Raw genomic sequence first — 15,298 nt, forward strand, 5'->3', positions numbered from 1 at the left:
GATTGATCACCGGGGGAACTTAGGTGCAAAATGAAAAAGAGCCATTCGCATTTCTGCAAATGGCTCTTTTCGAAACTGGCTCCCCGGGCCGGATTCGAACCGGCGACCTGTCGATTAACAGTCGAATGCTCTACCGCTGAGCTACCAGGGATCATCCGCGCCGCTGTTTCGCTGTGCGCTTCAGAAGTGAGGCTGCTAATACGCATGCTTTTCCGATTTGCCAAGCGGTTTTTTCAAAAAAAATGACAAGTTCGGTTGCCAGGCTGTGGAGAAGTCCCCAATTGTGGGAAAAGATGCCGGATAGGGAATGATGAATAAAAACAGGAAGCAGACGCATTTCGGGATTGATCCGCAGACGCGTCAGATCGTGCTCGGGAAATGGCGCATCACGCTGCCGGAATCGCCACTGCTGCGTATCCTGTTGGGCTCGCTCCTGGTATTCTTTGGTTTTCTCGGCTTTCTGCCGGTGCTCGGCTTTTGGATGATACCGCTGGGCCTCATCGTGCTTTCGCACGATATCCCGTCCGTCCGCCGTCGCCGGCGTCGCCTGGCTGTCTGGTGGGCACGCTGGCGCGGACGAGCCAATTCTTCGAACGGCTCGTGAACCGGAGCTACTGCGCACGTTTTCGGTCAACGCATCCGTCCCGGATGCCGCGGCTTCGATTCCCTGCCAATTGATTCTCAGCGAAGCGGCTGAACCCCTTGTTGAGGGAGGCCGCCGAAAACTTTTCGGCAACCCATCAATCGCATAATGCGGTCGCGAATCAGGATGGGGACGCATGGCCAAAGCCACTACGAAACGTCGCAGCCGGAATTCCGGTCGGAGCAGGGGCAAACAAGGCGGTATGGCGCCGTGGTATCTGGCCGCCGCACTCACTGTCGGCGGCGTGGTCGCTTACGATCATCGCGCCGAACTGAAACATTGGCCGGTGGTATCGGACGTGGCCGCGTTCACGTCGCGCCACGAATCGAAGCCGAAGCCCGTTCGTGTCGCGCAGAAAGCGGACGAGCGTCCCGCGCAACAGGCGGAGAAGCAGAAGCCGAATCCGGTGACAAGAGTTGCCCTTGCCGCTCCGGTGCCGTCCGTCGACGTCGGCGCCAAGGCGCCGACACCCGTGGTGCGGCCGAATGAGGAAGTGAAGACGGCATCCGTTCGCACGGATCAGTTTTATTTCTGCGGGATTCGCAACGACAACTGCGTGATCGACGGCGCCACCTTCCTGTACCACGGCGAAACGATCCGCGTCGCAGATGTCGATGCGCCGCGTATTCGCCAGGCAAGCTGCGACAAGGAACGTTCGCGCGGCTTCTACGCCAAGCAGCGCCTGCGCGAATTGTTGAATGCGGGTGACTTCAGGCTGGAAACGGCGGGCGGTCGTCAGGATGCCAAGGCCGGCGAAAAGCTGCGGCTGGTTACGCGGGGCGACCAGTCCATCGGGCGCGTGCTCGTATCCGAGGGGCTGGTACGGCCGTGGACAGGACACGCGACGCCCTGGTGCTGACGTCAAAAATTGCAGGAACCCAATGCCTTCAACGGAAGGCATTGCCGCAGCACTCTTTAATAGCGTGGAGATTTTTTGGAGGCCTCGCCCGGAATTGAACCGGGGTACAAGGATTTGCAGTCCTCTGCGTCACCACTCCGCCACGAGGCCTCACAGCTCGGATAACCGAGCGTTGGCGCGGATTTAGAATGATTGCAGAAAATCCGCAAGAGGCATTTTCCGAAAAACACAATGCGAATTTGTGGTTTGTGTGCTTTCCACAGGTAGAAGGTTTGGCAATGTCGACCGCTCGGGGGAGCGGGTAGCGATACTTCAAGCAGGGGTGGAAACGACTGCTTTCCTCTGCTTGCTTCGGGTTGCGACGCCCAGGAAGCGTTCGCTCAGGCGTGCCACACGCCCGCGCAAGCCACGTCCATTAGCTATCCGTTGGATCTTATCGCTTCGGTGAAATCGGTAGAGGGGGAACGATGACTCCGCTGACATCAGCCGCATCGGTAGCGTCCGTCATCATCAAAACGGAGGCAATGGCATATATGAAGACGAAACTTGTCCTGACGGCCTTGGCCCTCATCGCTGCGACCACATTTGAGGCGCAGGCAGAGGATCTGGTTTTCAAGCTGAAGAACAACACGGGCGCAGTGCTGACGAACTTCTATACGTCGCCTGTGGGCGTCAACGAGTGGGAAGACGATGTTTTCGGCCGGCAGGTGCTGAACCCAGGGGAAGACATGGAGATCACTATCGCCGACGGCCGGGAGGTCTGCAAGTACGACATGCGCTTCGAGTTCGAAGAAGGCTCCGGCCTCGATACGACCGAAGACATGCAGGACCTCTGCGAGCTCGGCGAGTACACCATCCACGAGTAAGAGGCGTGCCTTCAGGTCGCCTTCAATAAACAGAGCCTCGCAGCCGCAAGCGGTGGCGAGGCTCGGTCGGATGCCTGGTTTCCCTCGGAATCAGTGGTAGCGGCGGATCAGCCCGACGAGCTTGCCCTGGATCTTCACCCGATCGGGCCCAAAAATCCTTGTTTCGTAGGCAGGGTTCGCGGCTTCGAGCGCGATCGATGCGCCCTTGCGCCGGAAGCGCTTCAGCGTCGCTTCCTCATCATCCACGAGCGCCACGATGATATCGCCGGGATTGGCCGTATTGCCATTGCGGATGATCACGGTGTCGCCGTCGAAGATGCCGGCTTCGATCATCGAATCGCCCTTGACTTCGAGAGCGTAGTGTTCGCCGTTGCCGATCATGTCGAGCGGAACGGTAATGTCGTGCGTGTTGTTCTGGATGGCCGAGATCGGCACACCGGCAGCGATGCGGCCCATGACCGGCACGGAAACCGATGTGTTGTCGGCCACGGGCGCGGGCTTCGGCGGTGCGGCAGGAGCGGCCACTGGCGGCTTGCCGAGGCTGCCCTCGATCACGCTGGGCGAGAAGCCGCGGCGGGGCTGCTGCTGGCTGGATGCGTAAGCCTCCGGAAGCTTGATGACCTCGAGCGCGCGAGCCCGGTTCGGCAGACGGCGAATGAACCCGCGTTCTTCGAGTGCCGTGATCAGGCGGTGAATGCCGGACTTCGACGCCAGGTCGAGCGCATCCTTCATTTCATCGAAAGATGGTGGGACGCCCGACTCCTTCATGCGTTCGTGAATGAAGAGAAGCAATTCCTGTTGCTTGCGGGTCAGCATGGCACGTCGCTCCCAGAGGCGTGAAACAAATCAAGAACAGACACTATCTGTTCCATATGTGTTCCGCAAGTGCCTAAAATTCCGTGAACTCAGACAATTGGCGCGTCTGTGCGTGTCGATTGGTCACTTTTACGGGAGCAGAGCGGCTTGGGCGATGATCGTGCCCAAACGGAGGGCGGCGGCGTAGCGCATTACGCGACGGCACGGCGATTCGAACGAATCGCGAGCGTTTTTGTGCAAAGAGGCTAGGCCGGCTGCGTGGCGGCGCACGCGTCTTCGAATTCCTTCACCGTCTCGGCGCTGTTGTCTTCTGGAAGTACGGCATCCGCCGCATCGGTCGCGACCGGCCTGTCGCCATCATAGACGAACGACTGGATGTAGAACGCGATCGCACCCTTCCACACCTTGCGTCCATCGATCTGATGGCATGGCACGGCGCTCTCGAAATCGGTCTGAAGTTCGTCCACCGTGGCGGCGCTGAGCTTGACGTCAGGCATATTAGGCGATGCGACTATCGAAGCGAGAAGCAGGGCGGCAAGCACGGTGATCGTCCACTTTGATGCAAGGGTGGGACTACGGGGCGGTTAACGATGTGAACCGCGCTTTCGTTCCGAAGTCCAGCAAGCTTGGCGATCACTGTCATGTGTTCAACAGCTCTTTGGGTGCAGGCTGTGGCCGTTTTGCGCCAGGGGCACGCAGCGGCGAAGCCGCCTCAGCCTGGCGCGCCGTCCTTGCCGCAATCGCATGGGTTGCGCCAAGTCGCGGCCTCGCTACGGGCGTGCACAAATCCGTGTTGTGAAGATGTCGCACGTCTCGACAGGTAGTAAAAAAACGATAACTTTGCGGGAAAAATGGGGTGATTGCATGCGTAGATTGTCGTTGGCGGTTCTCTGTCTGTTGGTGGCGGCGGGAGCGGCCTCTGCTGAAGAAGGGCGTTCGAATATCTGGAAGGAGGTCAATGCTTGGACGGTGGGCTCCGATCCGTCCTTGGGCGGCTCGTGCTATGCGGCGACGAGCTACGACGGCGGAATGATCCTTCGAATCGGCTTCTATCCGAGAGGATCGGCGAACCTGGCGTTTCTTTCGATTGGCAATGCCGACTGGAAATCGATCGAGCCGCAGCGGGCCTTGCAGCTCGACCGTGGCCGCCAGTGGCCGGCTGTCGCGTTCGGCGTGGACCTCACAGGCTCGAAGGCTCTGGTCGTCAACTTCTCCAACACCGACTTCTTCACCGAATTCGTGCGCAAGAACACGCTGGCGCTGGCGTTCGAAGGGCGCGTGGTGGCGAGCCTCAGCCTGCGCGATTCGATGAAGGCCGTCAGCGAGATGTTCAAATGCCAGGAGGCGGTGATTGCGTTGATGCCAAACGGCGGGCAGGGGGCGGCCGCCGATCCGTTTGCGGGCGCTGGCGGGAATGCGCCAAACAATGACCCCTTTGCTGGTGGCGGCCAGACCAAATCGTCGAAAGATCCCTTTGCCATGTGATCTTTGGCGTGAGCGTCGGTCCGCGGGGAGAGGTGAATATTCCTAAAATTTTGCATGGGTGCGGGTCACCCACCCTCGACAGTCACGCGGCGACCTATCAAAATGCGGGCAAACGGGGGTTTTGCATGCGTAGATTGCTGTTCGGGTTGGTGAGCTGTCTGATGGCCACGGGACCGGCCGTGGCTGAGGAGTCCGAGATCATCAAATGGAAGGAAGTCGGCGGCTGGACCGTTGCTTCCGACACGTCGATGGAAGGCTCGTGTTTCATCACGTCGATATTCGAAGGCGGAATCAGGCTGCGCCTGGGGTTCTATCCCAAGGGCTCCGAATCACCACTCTACATGAGTTTCGCCAGCGACGATTGGAAGTCGCTCGAGGTCGGCAAGGACTATGACCTGACGTTCCGCTTCGACAAGAGCGATCCCTGGAGTGCGGCGGCGACCGCCGCCGGCGACGAGAGCGGCAAGTTCCTGTTCGTGAACGCCACCGATGCGGAATTCCTGACGGGGTTCGTGCGCAAAAGGACGTTGGCGATCGCCTTTGACGATCGCGTTGTCGCAAACCTCAGTCTGCGCGGCACCGGCCCGGCGGCGGAAGAACTCCTGAAATGCCAGCGAGCCGTGGATGAGATCATCGCCGACGAGGGCCGCAAATCCAAGGAGAAGAAGTCCGATCCGTTCAACGCGCCAAACGAGAAACGCTCAGCGCGTGATCCGTTCAGCCTCTAACCTGGCTTGAGTGAAAGGCGGAGGGCCCAGTCGTCGTCTGCCCGAGGCGAACCACACGGCGCTGACGCCTGCCGACAAGCGCTCGTTAAAATGAAGCACCGCCAGGGATGGCGGTCCATCGTCGGACTATATTTCTTGGGAAAATGGCGGACAGGGTGGGATTCGAACCCACGGTACGGTTTCCCGTACGCTGGTTTTCAAGACCAGAGCCTTAAACCACTCGGCCACCTGTCCTTGCCTGAGCTCGCAGTCAACTGCTTACCGGGCACGGCGTTATTGCGCGAAGCCCCGTCGCTTTGCAAGATTTAACATGCGTCGCTGAAAGATTTTCTCGATGGCCGGACTTGAGCGTGCGGGCACGCTTTGCCGGTAACCATCTGTAAACCATAACGCATGAAATCCGGCGCTGATCTGTGGATGAGTTCGCATTTTCGCCTTGTTGCTGTCATGTTTAATCGACTGTTCCGTTTCGGGACGCCGAGATTTCCGCTGGGGGCACGAGCGGAAGGTTTCGAGTACGGCTTATTCGATCGATGTTGTGGGACAGATGACATCCAGTAAAAATGCGGCATATCTGGTCAAGGGACTGCGCCTTGCGGCAATTCCTGCGCTGTGCGTAACGCTCGCGGCCTGCGGATCCACGTCGAGCATCAAAAAGAAGCCGCGGAGCAAGGAATACTTCGCCGAATCCGTTTACGGCGTGAAGGCGAGCCCGCGCGTTGCCACCGGTAACAACATCCCCAAGGGCGGCGGACGCTATCAGGTCGGCAAGGCCTATCAGGTCAAGGGCAAGTGGTATCAGCCGAGGGAAGACTTCGGCTACAACAAGACCGGTACGGCTTCCTGGTACGGCTCGGCCTTTCATGGTCGCCTGACCGCCAACGGCGAGGTCTATGACAAGGCCCATCTGTCGGCCGCCCATCCGACGTTCCCGCTGCCGAGCTACGCGCGCGTCACCAACATGGAAAACGGTACGTCCGTCATTGTGCGCGTCAACGATCGCGGCCCCTATGAATTCGGCCGGATCATCGACGTTTCCTCGAAGACGGCCGACATGCTCGATATCAAGCGCAAGGGCAGCGCGCAGGTGCGCGTGCAATATGTCGGCCGCGCGCCGCTTGAAGGCAACGACATGCCCTATCTGATGGCGTCCTACGTTCAGAAGGGCGAACGTGGCCCGAGCGTGATGCCGGAAGGCCAGATCGCGACCGGCGTAATGGTCGCCTCGAACGAGCCGTTCCGCAAACAGAGCCTTGGCACGATCACCGTCCCCGCAAAGGCCTCGCTCGATGTTGGCGAACCGGTGACGGCGCTCGCAGCTCCCGTGCCGCAGTTCGCCCAGCCGCAATCGTTGAACGAGTTCGTGATGCTGCCGGAAATCGGCCCGATCCCGCGTGAGCGGCCCGAGTTCATCCCGATGCCCGACGGCAACATGGCCTATGCTGCAGCTTACGTCGAAGTCCGCGTCAGCGATGCCGAGTCGCCGTTTGAAGCAATTATGGTCGACCGGAAGCAGCTTACCCCCCAAGTGATTGTCGATTACGCCGAGCGCCAGAAAGCAAGCGGCTCTGTCCGTTAACCGCAGGCGGCGTTGTGCCAAAATGACCACGCTGCTATGCCCAAGGGGAAACCGGAGTTTCCCATGCGCATGAAGATGTTTTCGGCGGTGTTTTTCGGCGTTGCGCTGTTTACAGGCGCCGTATTCGCGCAGACACCGGCGCCCGCTTTCGATACCAAGGCAAAGCAGATCCTGCTTGTCGATGCCGAAACCGGCACCGTGCTTTTCTCACGCGCCGAAAATCAACCGATACCGCCTGCATCGCTCGCCAAATTGATGACGATGGAGGTCGTGGCCGAGGCTCTCGGCAAGGGCGAGCTTTCCGCCGAAACCACCTTCGAGGTGTCCGAGCACGCCTGGCGCACCGGCGGTGCGCCCGCCGGCACCTCGACGATGTTTGCCGCATTGAAATCCCGCATCCGCGTCGCCGACCTCCTGCAGGGTGTGGCGGTTCAGCTTGCCAACGATGCCTGCATTATCCTTGCTGAAGGCATGACCGGGAATGAGGGCGCTTTTGCCGAGCGGATGACGGCGCGCGCGCGCGAGCTTGGCATGCCGGTTGCGACGTTCCGCAATGCCACTGGGCTCCCGGATCCCGGCAACCAGATCACGATGAGCGAACTGGTAACGCTCATTCGGCACCTCCACGAGGCACATCCCGATCTCTACAGGCTCTATTCGCAGCCGGAGTTCGAATGGAACAAGATCCTGCAACGCAATAAGAACCCGCTGATCGCGGCCAATATCGGTGTGGACGGCCTGGCGACCGGCTTTGCCGAAGGCTTCGGTTTCTCCCTGGCCGCTTCGCTGCAGCGCGGCGACCGCCGGGTCTATCTCGCCATGGGCGGTCTCGAAACCGACAAGGAGCGCATCGAGGAGAGCCGCAAGGTGCTCGATTGGGCAATGACCGCGTTCGAGAAGAAGCGGATTTTTGCCGACGGGGAGGCGATTGGCGAAGCGGCCGTCTATGGCGGCGATGCCGCCCACGTCGCCTTGGTTGCCGGCGGTCCGGTCGACGTGCTTTTGCCGGTCGACAATCCGGAACGGCTGACGGCGCGGATCGTCTATAAGTGGCCCTTGCGGGCGCCGGTGACTGCGGGGACGGAAGTCGGCGTCGTCAAATTGTGGAACGGCGAGAAGCTGCTGCGCGAAGTGCCGGTCAAGACCGCCAACGCCGTCGGGCAGGGCACGCTGACCAGCCGTGCTCTCGATGCGCTGCAGGAACTGCTGTTTTTCTGGATTTAGCCGCAGCTGGTTGCGGCGAGGGCGGTTCCTGCCAATTCATCGCCACCTGACGGTTTCACACGGCGGACCAATCGGTTAAACAGGGCCAGAGCGGAATGAGGAAAGTGTGCGCGGTTTTCCGCCCGCGTTCCGCTCTAGCTTATTAGAACAGGTCACGATGATTTCAGGTCGATTCGACCTGAAATCATCGTGATCTGGGTCGCATGCCGATATGGGAACGCATGGTGTCGCTGAAAAAAGGTCTGTTCGTAACATTCGAAGGTGGGGAAGGTGCCGGCAAGTCGACGCAGCTTCGTCTTCTTGCCGAATCCCTGCGCGGGCGCGGCTACGAGGTGCTGACGACACGCGAGCCTGGCGGTTCAGCCGGCGCCGAAGCGGTGCGCCACGTGCTTCTTTCGGGAGCCGCGGAGGCCTTCGGGGTCAGGATGGAGGCGATCCTCTTTGCAGCGGCCCGGAGCGATCATGTCGAAGAGGTCATCCGGCCGGCGCTCGACAAGGGTACGATCGTGCTGTGCGACCGTTTCATGGATTCTTCGCGCGTCTATCAGGGCATCACCGGCAACCTGGAGCAAAGCTTCGTCGAAAGTCTGGAGCGTGTGGCGATCAACGGTGTCGTGCCGGATCGGACTGTGATTTTCGATCTGCCGGCGAGCATCGGCCTCGATCGGGCGCAACGCCGCGCCGGGGACGACAATCCTGATCGTTTCGAGAAGGAGCAGCTGGAGACGCATGAGAAACGGCGGGACGCCTTTCTCGATATCGCCAGGCGCGATTCCGAGCGATGCCGGGTCGTCGATGCGACGCAGCCTGTCGAGGCCATCGCCACCGAGGTGCTTTCCCTCGTCGAGGCCCTCCTGCCGCATGGCGACGGCACCGAGACGTCGACCGAGGAAGTCGTGTCATGAGCGCGGAAAGAGGCGGCGTCCTGGATGGCGCCATCGCGCCCGCCGAGAACAATCGACTGTTCGGCCACGAACAGGCGGAAAGCTTCCTGGCGCAGAGCTATCGCTCCGGCAAGGGACACCACGCGATCCTGATCGAAGGGCCGGAGGGGATTGGTAAGGCGACGCTTGCCTTTCGCTTTGCGCATCACATCCTGAAACATCCGGAACCCGAGGAAGCGCCTGAAGCGATTTCCGATCCCGATCCGGCTTCCGCCATCGGGCGGCAGCTCGCCTCGGGCGCCTCGCACAATCTCTTGCACCTGAGCCGCCCGATCGATGAGAAGACGGGCAGGGCGAAGGGCGCGATCACCGTTGACGAGGTCCGACGCGCCGGCAAGTTCTTCAGCCAGACGTCAGGTACGGGCAACTGGCGCATCGTCATCATCGACCCGGCGGACGACCTCAACCGGAATGCGGCCAATGCCATCCTGAAGATCCTCGAGGAGCCGCCGCGCCGCTCGCTCTTCCTGGTGCTGACGCATGCGCCCGGAAAACTGTTGCCGACGATCCGCTCGCGCTGCCTGCCGCTGCGGCTGAAGCCGCTCGACGTCGCGCCGCTCAGTCAGGCTCTGGCGCATCTCGGTTTCGATCTCGAAGGCGAGAACGCCGAGCGCATCGTCGCGGCCGCCAATGGCAGCGTCGCCGAAGCGCTGAAGCTCATCAATTATGGCGGACTGGAAATTGCCGCGACATTCGAAGGAATCCTCGCAGGGCAGGGCCCGGCGGTCCGCAAGGACATGCACAAGCTGGCCGACGTGCTCTCGGGCAAGGACAGTGAAACGATCTTCGAATTCTTCCAGGCTCTCGCAAGTGACCGCATCATGCGCGACGCGCGGGAGGCCGCGATTGCGGGAGACATCGTGCGCGCCGAGCGCTTCGCGCGGCTTTCGGCTTCCGTGACCGAGCGGCTGACCGTCAGCGACGCCTACAATCTCGACCGCAAGCAGACCATCCTGTCGCTGCTCGACGATTTGAAAGCGGCGCTATAGCGCCGCCTGGAAGCGCCACTTGCGCTCGATTGCCGCCTGCAGGTCGAGCTTGTGGTGGTGGGCGAAAAGCAACACATGCCCGAGCAGGTCGGCGGTCTCGTCGGCCATCAGGGACCTGAGTTCGTCCGTTGATTTCCCGTTGCGTCGGCCGCGGCCGCTGAGCTTGTTCCAGACCTGCGTCAACTCCCCCAATTCCTCCTGCATCTTCAGGATGAACCAGTCGGGGTCGCGCTCGATTCCGTGCGCGCCGGCATAGCCGGCGGAGGCGGTTTCAAATTGGCTGCCAAGTCGCTCCAGCATGATTCACCCTCTTTCGTTTGTTTCTGTTTTGTTCTAGGTCGCGCATGCGGATTATGCAAGGCTGGCAGCGCCAGCGGCGACCTCTCCGACCGGGCTTTTCACGGATCGCATGTTTCTTCCTTGCGGCGTATGCGCTAAGAGCGTGCGTAGCTTAATCCGAGATAGATCGAATCCGCCTATGAGAGACACGTCCCCTTTCTACATCACCACCGCGATTTCCTACCCGAACGGCCGGCCGCATATCGGCCACGCCTATGAGTTGATCGCGACGGATGCCATGGCGCGCTACCAGCGCCTAGATGGACGTGACGTGTTCTTCCTGACCGGCACCGACGAGCACGGCCAGAAGATGCAGCAGACGGCACGCAAGGAAGGCGTGACTCCGCAGGAACTGGCCGACCGCAACTCCGCGGAATTCCAGAAGATGGCCGTGCTATTGAATGCGTCCAACGACGACTTCATCCGCACGACCGAGAAGCGCCATCACGATGCGTCGCAGGACATCTGGATTCGCATGGGCGAGGCGGGCGACCTCTACAAGGATTCCTACGCCGGCTGGTACTCTGTGCGGGACGAAGCCTACTACCAGGAGAACGAGACCGAACTGCGCGACGATGGCGTCCGCTACGGCCCGCAGGGAACGCCCGTCGAATGGGTCGAGGAGCAGAGCTACTTCTTCCGCCTCTCCGCCTATCAGGACAAGCTCCTGAAGCACTATGAGGAAAATCCTGATTTCATCGGTCCGGCCGAACGCCGCAACGAGGTGATTTCGTTCGTGAAATCGGGCCTCAAGGATCTCTCGGTTTCGCGCACCACCTTCGACTGGGGCATCAAGGTTCCGAACGACCCGGCGCACGTGATGTATGTCTGGGTCGACGCGCTGACGAACTACATCACCGCGACCGGCTATCTCGACGACCCCAAGGGTCCACGCGCCAAGTTCTGGCCAGCCAACATCCATGTGATCGGCAAGGACATCATCCGCTTCCACGCAGTCTATTGGCCGGCTTTCCTGATATCGGCCGGCCTGCCGCTGCCCAAGCGCGTCTTTGCCCATGGCTTCCTGCTCAACAAGGGCGAGAAGATGTCGAAGTCGCTTGGCAACGTCGTCGATCCGTTCAATCTGGTCGAGCATTTCGGTCTGGATCAGATCCGCTACTTCTTCCTGCGCGAAGTCTCCTTCGGTCAGGACGGCAGCTACAGCGAGGAGGGGATCGCGACCCGCATCAACTCCGATCTCGCCAACGGCATCGGCAACCTGGCGAGCCGCTCGCTGTCGATGATCGTCAAGAATTGCGACGGCCAGGTCCCGGTCTGCGGTACCCTGACCGACGAGGACAAGGCGATGCTGGCGGCCGCAGATGCGCTGCACGAGATCACGCGCGACGAGATGGGCAAGCAGATGATCCACCGGGCGCTGGCCGCGATCATCGCCGTCGTCTCCGAGACGGACCGCTACTTCGCCGGCCAGGAGCCCTGGGCCCTGAAGAAGACCGATCCGGCCCGCATGGGAACCGTGCTCTATGTAACGGCGGAAGTGGTGCGCCAGATCGCCATCCTCTTGCAGCCCTTCATGCCGGACTCGTCGGCAAAGCTGCTCGACCTGGTGGCGGCGCCCGCCGACAAGCGCGACTTCGCAGCCCTCGGCGAGGCGGGACGTCTCGTGTCGGGCACGCCGCTTGAAGCGCCGAAGCCGGTGTTCCCGCGCTACATTGCACCGGAAGCGCAATAAGGCACTTTGAGCATGCTGATCGATACCCATTGCCATCTGGATTTTCCCGATTTCGAAGCGGAGCGTGACGCCATCGTCGCGCGGGCGCATGAAGCGGGTGTCGAGCAGATGATCACGATCTCGACCCGCGTGAAGCGGTTCGAGACGATCCTTGCGATCGCTGAGGCCTATCCGAATGTCTTCTGTTCCGTCGGCACGCATCCGCACAATGCGGATGAGGAACTGGACATCACGACTGAAGATCTTGTCCGGCTGTCGGTGCATCCGAAGGTGGTCGCGATTGGCGAGGCGGGTCTCGACTATTTCTATGACAACGCTCCGCGTGACGCCCAGGTCGAAGGCCTGCGCCGGCACATTGCCGCAGCGCGCGAAACCGGTTTGCCGCTCGTCATTCATAGCCGCTCGGCCGACGAAGACATGGCGGCGATCCTGACCGAGGAAACAGGGAAGGGGGCCTTCCCTTTCCTTCTGCACTGCTTCTCGTCCGGCCCTGACCTCGCGCGTATCGGCGTCGAGCTCGGCGGCTACGTCTCCTTCTCGGGCATCCTGACCTTTCCGAAATCCGAAGAGTTGCGCGAGATCGCCAAGACCGTGCCGCACGACCGGATGATCGTCGAGACCGACGCGCCTTATCTCGCGCCGAAGCCGTTCCGCGGCAAGCGCAACGAGCCGGCCTATGTCGCCCATACGGCTGCCGTGCTCGCCGAAACGATCGGTGTGAGCAACGAGGAGATCGCTAGGATCACCACGGAAAACGCCTTCCGCATCTTCTCCAAGATGCCGAGGGTCTGACGTGGCGTTCCGGCGCGCCTTCACCATTCTCGGCTGCGGCTCGTCGCCGGGCGTGCCGCGCATCACCGGTGACTGGGGCGCCTGCAATCCGGACAATCCGAAGAACCGGCGCATGCGCGCCGCTTTGCTGGTCGAGCAGACCGCGCCCGATGGTGGCAAGACGACCGTCGTCATCGACACTGGTCCGGATTTTCGCGCGCAGATGGTTGCAGCAGGGGTGCACCACATCGATGCGGTGCTCTACACCCATTCCCATGCCGATCATCTGCATGGCATCGACGATCTGCGCGGTTATGTCATTGAAAACCGGAGGCGGGTGCCGATCTGGGCCGATGCCTATACGATGGGGCGAATCCGCGAGGGATTCGGCTATTGCCTGGAATCACCGCCCGGCAGCGGTTACCCACCGATCGTCGAGCCGCGGATCATTCCCGACGATCTATCGCCTGTGGTGATCAACGGTGCCGGCGGGCCGATCCCGTTCCGGCCGCTGATGCAGTTTCACGGCAACATCCATTCGCTCGGGTTCCGAGTCGGCGACTTTGCCTATTGCAGCGATGTCAGCGACTTTCCCGCCGAAACCGTCGCCAAGCTCGACGGTCTCGATCTGCTGGTTCTCGACACCCTGCAGTATAAGTTCCACCCGAGCCATCTGTCGCTGGTGCAGTCGCTCGGCTGGATCGCCAGACTGCAGCCGAAGCGGGCGGTACTGACGCACATGCATGTGCCGCTGGATTACGACACGGTTCAGGGCGAAACGCCCGATCATATCGAGCCGGCCTACGACATGATGCGGCTCGAATTCGACGTCGGCGATCCGACGTCTGGTGACGCGTAAATCAGATTAGCATTCTTATCTAATATACGGATTCACTTGGAGAAATAGGGCGCCAGATTGGTGCGGATACGCTCCAGAACCGATGCGCCTGAAAGGTCCGGGACAAAGCGCTGACCGGTGATCGTCTCGAAAGCCTCGATATAGACCGCAGATGTCTGCTCGATGAGATCGACTGGAATTTCTGGGATCGGATCCTTGTAAGGGTCGCAGCGCGCGGTGACCCAGGCGCGCACGAAATCCTTGTCGAAGCTTTTCGGGCGCTCGCCGCGTTCGAAGCTCTGCTGGTAGCTGTCGGCGATCCAATAGCGGCTGCTATCGGGCGTATGGATCTCGTCGGCAAGAAAGATCGTGCCGTTTTCGTCGGTACCGAACTCGTATTTGGTGTCAACGAGGATCAGGCCACGTTCGGCGGCGCGCTGCTGGCCACGGGCAAACAGAGCCAGCGCATATTGCCAGACCGTATCCAGCTGCTCTTTCGTCAGCAGTCCTTGCTCGAGGATCGCTTCGGCCGAGAGCGGCTCGTCGTGACCGCCGTCGAAAGCCTTGCTGGTGGGCGTGATGATCGGCTGCGGCAGCTTCTCGTTGTCGCGCATGCCGTCCAGCAAGGTGATGCCGTACATCTCACGTTCGCCATTGCGGTACTTGGTCAGGATCGAGGTGCTGGTGGTGCCGGCAAGATAACCGCGCACGACGACCTCAACCGGCAGAATGTCGAGCCGCTTGCCGATGACGACATTGGGGTCCGGATAGCTGACCACATGGTTCGGGCAAATGTCGGCGGTTTCCTCGAACCAGTAGCGCGCGGTCTGCGTCAGCACGTGACCTTTGTTCGGGATCGAGGTCAGGATGACGTCGAAGGCGCTCAGCCGATCCGTGGCGATGATGATACGGTTGCCATCGGGCAGATCGTAGTTTTCGCGAACCTTGCCTTTGTAGCGGTTTGGCAGTTCTGGAATGAAAGCATCTGAAAGAACGCGCAATTCGCTCATCACATCTGGCCTTGAAAGTGGTGCTTCGGTGCTGGAACGCTAAGCAGGCCGGAAAGGCCGGGTCAAGCGCGGCAAGGCAAGGATCAGCCGCAATCCATGTTTTCCGGCATATTCGATAGTTCCATAATCTATCTTATGCGATCTTTGTGTGTAGCCGCAAAGTTAAAGTGTCCTGATCCTGCAAAGTTGGAATGTCACTCTCCCCGGGTTTTGATGACCTGGGAGATTGCGGATGGGATTGATTGCGATGAGCGAGCGCGACCTGCAGCGGATTGAGGTCTTGTCGAAAGTGATTGCCGGGCGGATGACGCTGGTGTCGGCGGCACATGTGCTTGGCTTGAGTACCCGCCAGGTGCGTCGTCTGTTGGAGCGGATCGGCGCTGGCGGTGCGGCGTCGATCCGGCACCAGGCGATCGGCCGGCCATCGAACAACCGGATCTGCGACGGCGTACGCGATTACGCCATGGCGATCGTGCACGAGCGTTATGCCGACTTTGGTCCGACGCTGGCGGCC

17 protein-coding genes and 3 tRNA genes are annotated in these 15,298 nt (G+C 60.8%); 13 read left to right on the forward strand and 7 right to left on the reverse strand.

Translation table 11 applies throughout. The features are described 5' to 3' along the window. Nucleotides 1-76: 76 nt before the first annotated feature. A tRNA-Asn gene (locus BLU35_RS06835) sits at nucleotides 77-151 on the reverse strand. Nucleotides 152-310: 159 nt separating this feature from the next. On the opposite strand from BLU35_RS06835, the gene BLU35_RS36045 reads away from it, so the two are divergent. Together BLU35_RS36045 and BLU35_RS06845 are read left to right on the forward strand one after the other, a co-directional pair. Then, complete coding sequence (locus BLU35_RS36045; RefSeq protein WP_093232487.1) at nucleotides 311-604, forward strand: hypothetical protein; 294 nt, start codon at nucleotides 311-313, stop codon at nucleotides 602-604. A gap of 175 nt (nucleotides 605-779) precedes the next feature. After that, a complete protein-coding gene (locus tag BLU35_RS06845; protein WP_286161448.1) occupies nucleotides 780-1,502 on the forward strand; it encodes a thermonuclease family protein in 723 nt (240 codons plus the stop codon). Nucleotides 1,503-1,578: 76 nt separating this feature from the next. On the opposite strand, the gene BLU35_RS06850 is transcribed toward BLU35_RS06845, so the two are convergent. Further along, nucleotides 1,579-1,652 (reverse strand) — tRNA-Cys (locus BLU35_RS06850). A 383-nt stretch (nucleotides 1,653-2,035) separates the two neighbouring features. Between BLU35_RS06850 and BLU35_RS06855 the strand changes: the two genes are divergently transcribed. Next, the gene (locus tag BLU35_RS06855) at nucleotides 2,036-2,368 is read left to right on the forward strand and encodes a hypothetical protein (protein ID WP_093232488.1); all 333 of its coding nucleotides are present in this window, start codon (nucleotides 2,036-2,038) and stop codon (nucleotides 2,366-2,368) included. 90 nt (nucleotides 2,369-2,458) lie between these two features. Here the strand turns inward: BLU35_RS06855 and lexA are convergent, their stop codons facing one another. Next, entirely contained in the window at nucleotides 2,459-3,184 is a 726-nt protein-coding gene (gene lexA / locus BLU35_RS06860; RefSeq protein WP_093232471.1) for a transcriptional repressor LexA, read from the reverse strand. Between the two features lie 245 nt (nucleotides 3,185-3,429). Beyond that, nucleotides 3,430-3,726 carry a hypothetical protein gene (locus tag BLU35_RS06865; protein WP_093232472.1) on the reverse strand — a complete coding sequence of 99 codons (297 nt, stop codon included), beginning with the start codon at nucleotides 3,724-3,726 and terminating at the stop codon, nucleotides 3,430-3,432. A gap of 331 nt (nucleotides 3,727-4,057) precedes the next feature. Here BLU35_RS06865 and BLU35_RS06870 point away from each other — a divergent pair, with 331 nt between their 5' ends. After that, nucleotides 4,058-4,669 (forward strand): hypothetical protein, encoded by a 612-nt coding sequence (locus BLU35_RS06870; protein ID WP_143032892.1) that lies wholly within the window; start codon nucleotides 4,058-4,060, stop codon nucleotides 4,667-4,669. Nucleotides 4,670-4,701: 32 nt separating this feature from the next. Beyond that, on the forward strand, nucleotides 4,702-5,397 hold the full coding sequence (locus BLU35_RS06875; protein WP_176907144.1) for a hypothetical protein: 696 nt from the start codon (nucleotides 4,702-4,704) through the stop codon (nucleotides 5,395-5,397). A gap of 144 nt (nucleotides 5,398-5,541) precedes the next feature. Here the strand turns inward: BLU35_RS06875 and BLU35_RS06880 are convergent. Further along, nucleotides 5,542-5,631, reverse strand: a tRNA-Ser gene (locus BLU35_RS06880). Nucleotides 5,632-5,944: 313 nt separating this feature from the next. On the opposite strand from BLU35_RS06880, the gene BLU35_RS06885 reads away from it, so the two are divergent. The 4 genes from BLU35_RS06885 to BLU35_RS06900 all read left to right on the forward strand — a co-directional run bounded on the left by BLU35_RS06885 (nucleotide 5,945) and on the right by BLU35_RS06900 (nucleotide 10,133). Beyond that, complete coding sequence (locus tag BLU35_RS06885; RefSeq protein WP_093232489.1) at nucleotides 5,945-6,976, forward strand: septal ring lytic transglycosylase RlpA family protein; 1,032 nt, start codon at nucleotides 5,945-5,947, stop codon at nucleotides 6,974-6,976. 63 nt (nucleotides 6,977-7,039) lie between these two features. Continuing rightward, complete coding sequence (locus BLU35_RS06890) at nucleotides 7,040-8,200, forward strand: D-alanyl-D-alanine carboxypeptidase family protein (RefSeq protein WP_058322492.1); 1,161 nt, start codon at nucleotides 7,040-7,042, stop codon at nucleotides 8,198-8,200. A 224-nt stretch (nucleotides 8,201-8,424) separates the two neighbouring features. After that, nucleotides 8,425-9,105, forward strand: coding sequence for a dTMP kinase (tmk, locus tag BLU35_RS06895; protein ID WP_502688138.1), 681 nt, complete (start codon nucleotides 8,425-8,427; stop codon nucleotides 9,103-9,105). Then, nucleotides 9,102-10,133 carry a DNA polymerase III subunit delta' gene (locus tag BLU35_RS06900; RefSeq protein WP_093232476.1) on the forward strand — a complete coding sequence of 344 codons (1,032 nt, stop codon included), beginning with the start codon at nucleotides 9,102-9,104 and terminating at the stop codon, nucleotides 10,131-10,133. Before tmk ends, BLU35_RS06900 begins: the two co-directional genes overlap by 4 nt. Here BLU35_RS06900 and BLU35_RS06905 read toward each other — a convergent pair. After that, nucleotides 10,128-10,433 carry a nucleoside triphosphate pyrophosphohydrolase family protein gene (locus tag BLU35_RS06905; RefSeq protein ID WP_057256043.1) on the reverse strand — a complete coding sequence of 102 codons (306 nt, stop codon included), beginning with the start codon at nucleotides 10,431-10,433 and terminating at the stop codon, nucleotides 10,128-10,130. The genes BLU35_RS06900 and BLU35_RS06905 overlap by 6 nt on opposite strands. A gap of 178 nt (nucleotides 10,434-10,611) precedes the next feature. Between BLU35_RS06905 and metG the strand changes: the two genes are divergently transcribed. Genes metG through BLU35_RS06920 form a run of 3 tightly spaced genes read left to right on the forward strand, consistent with a single transcriptional unit; the run spans nucleotide 10,612 to nucleotide 13,795 of the window. Further along, entirely contained in the window at nucleotides 10,612-12,165 is a 1,554-nt protein-coding gene (gene metG, locus BLU35_RS06910; protein WP_057256045.1) for a methionine--tRNA ligase, read from the forward strand. A gap of 12 nt (nucleotides 12,166-12,177) precedes the next feature. Further along, a complete protein-coding gene (locus BLU35_RS06915) occupies nucleotides 12,178-12,957 on the forward strand; it encodes a TatD family hydrolase (protein ID WP_058328207.1) in 780 nt (259 codons plus the stop codon). Nucleotide 12,958: 1 nt separating this feature from the next. Beyond that, nucleotides 12,959-13,795: an MBL fold metallo-hydrolase gene (locus BLU35_RS06920; protein ID WP_057256049.1), complete on the forward strand. Its 837-nt coding sequence runs from the start codon at nucleotides 12,959-12,961 to the stop codon at nucleotides 13,793-13,795. A gap of 32 nt (nucleotides 13,796-13,827) precedes the next feature. On the opposite strand, the gene BLU35_RS06925 is transcribed toward BLU35_RS06920, so the two are convergent. Beyond that, a complete protein-coding gene (locus BLU35_RS06925; protein ID WP_093232490.1) occupies nucleotides 13,828-14,775 on the reverse strand; it encodes a phosphoribosylaminoimidazolesuccinocarboxamide synthase in 948 nt (315 codons plus the stop codon). Nucleotides 14,776-15,016: 241 nt separating this feature from the next. On the opposite strand from BLU35_RS06925, the gene BLU35_RS06930 reads away from it, so the two are divergent. Next, nucleotides 15,017-15,298, forward strand: a 282-nt coding sequence (locus BLU35_RS06930) for a helix-turn-helix domain-containing protein (RefSeq protein WP_143032894.1), incomplete at its 3' end; no start/stop codon positions are given.

Origin of the sequence: Sinorhizobium sp. NFACC03, from assembly GCF_900103435.1 — a bacterium.
Lineage (GTDB): Bacteria > Pseudomonadota > Alphaproteobacteria > Rhizobiales > Rhizobiaceae > Ensifer.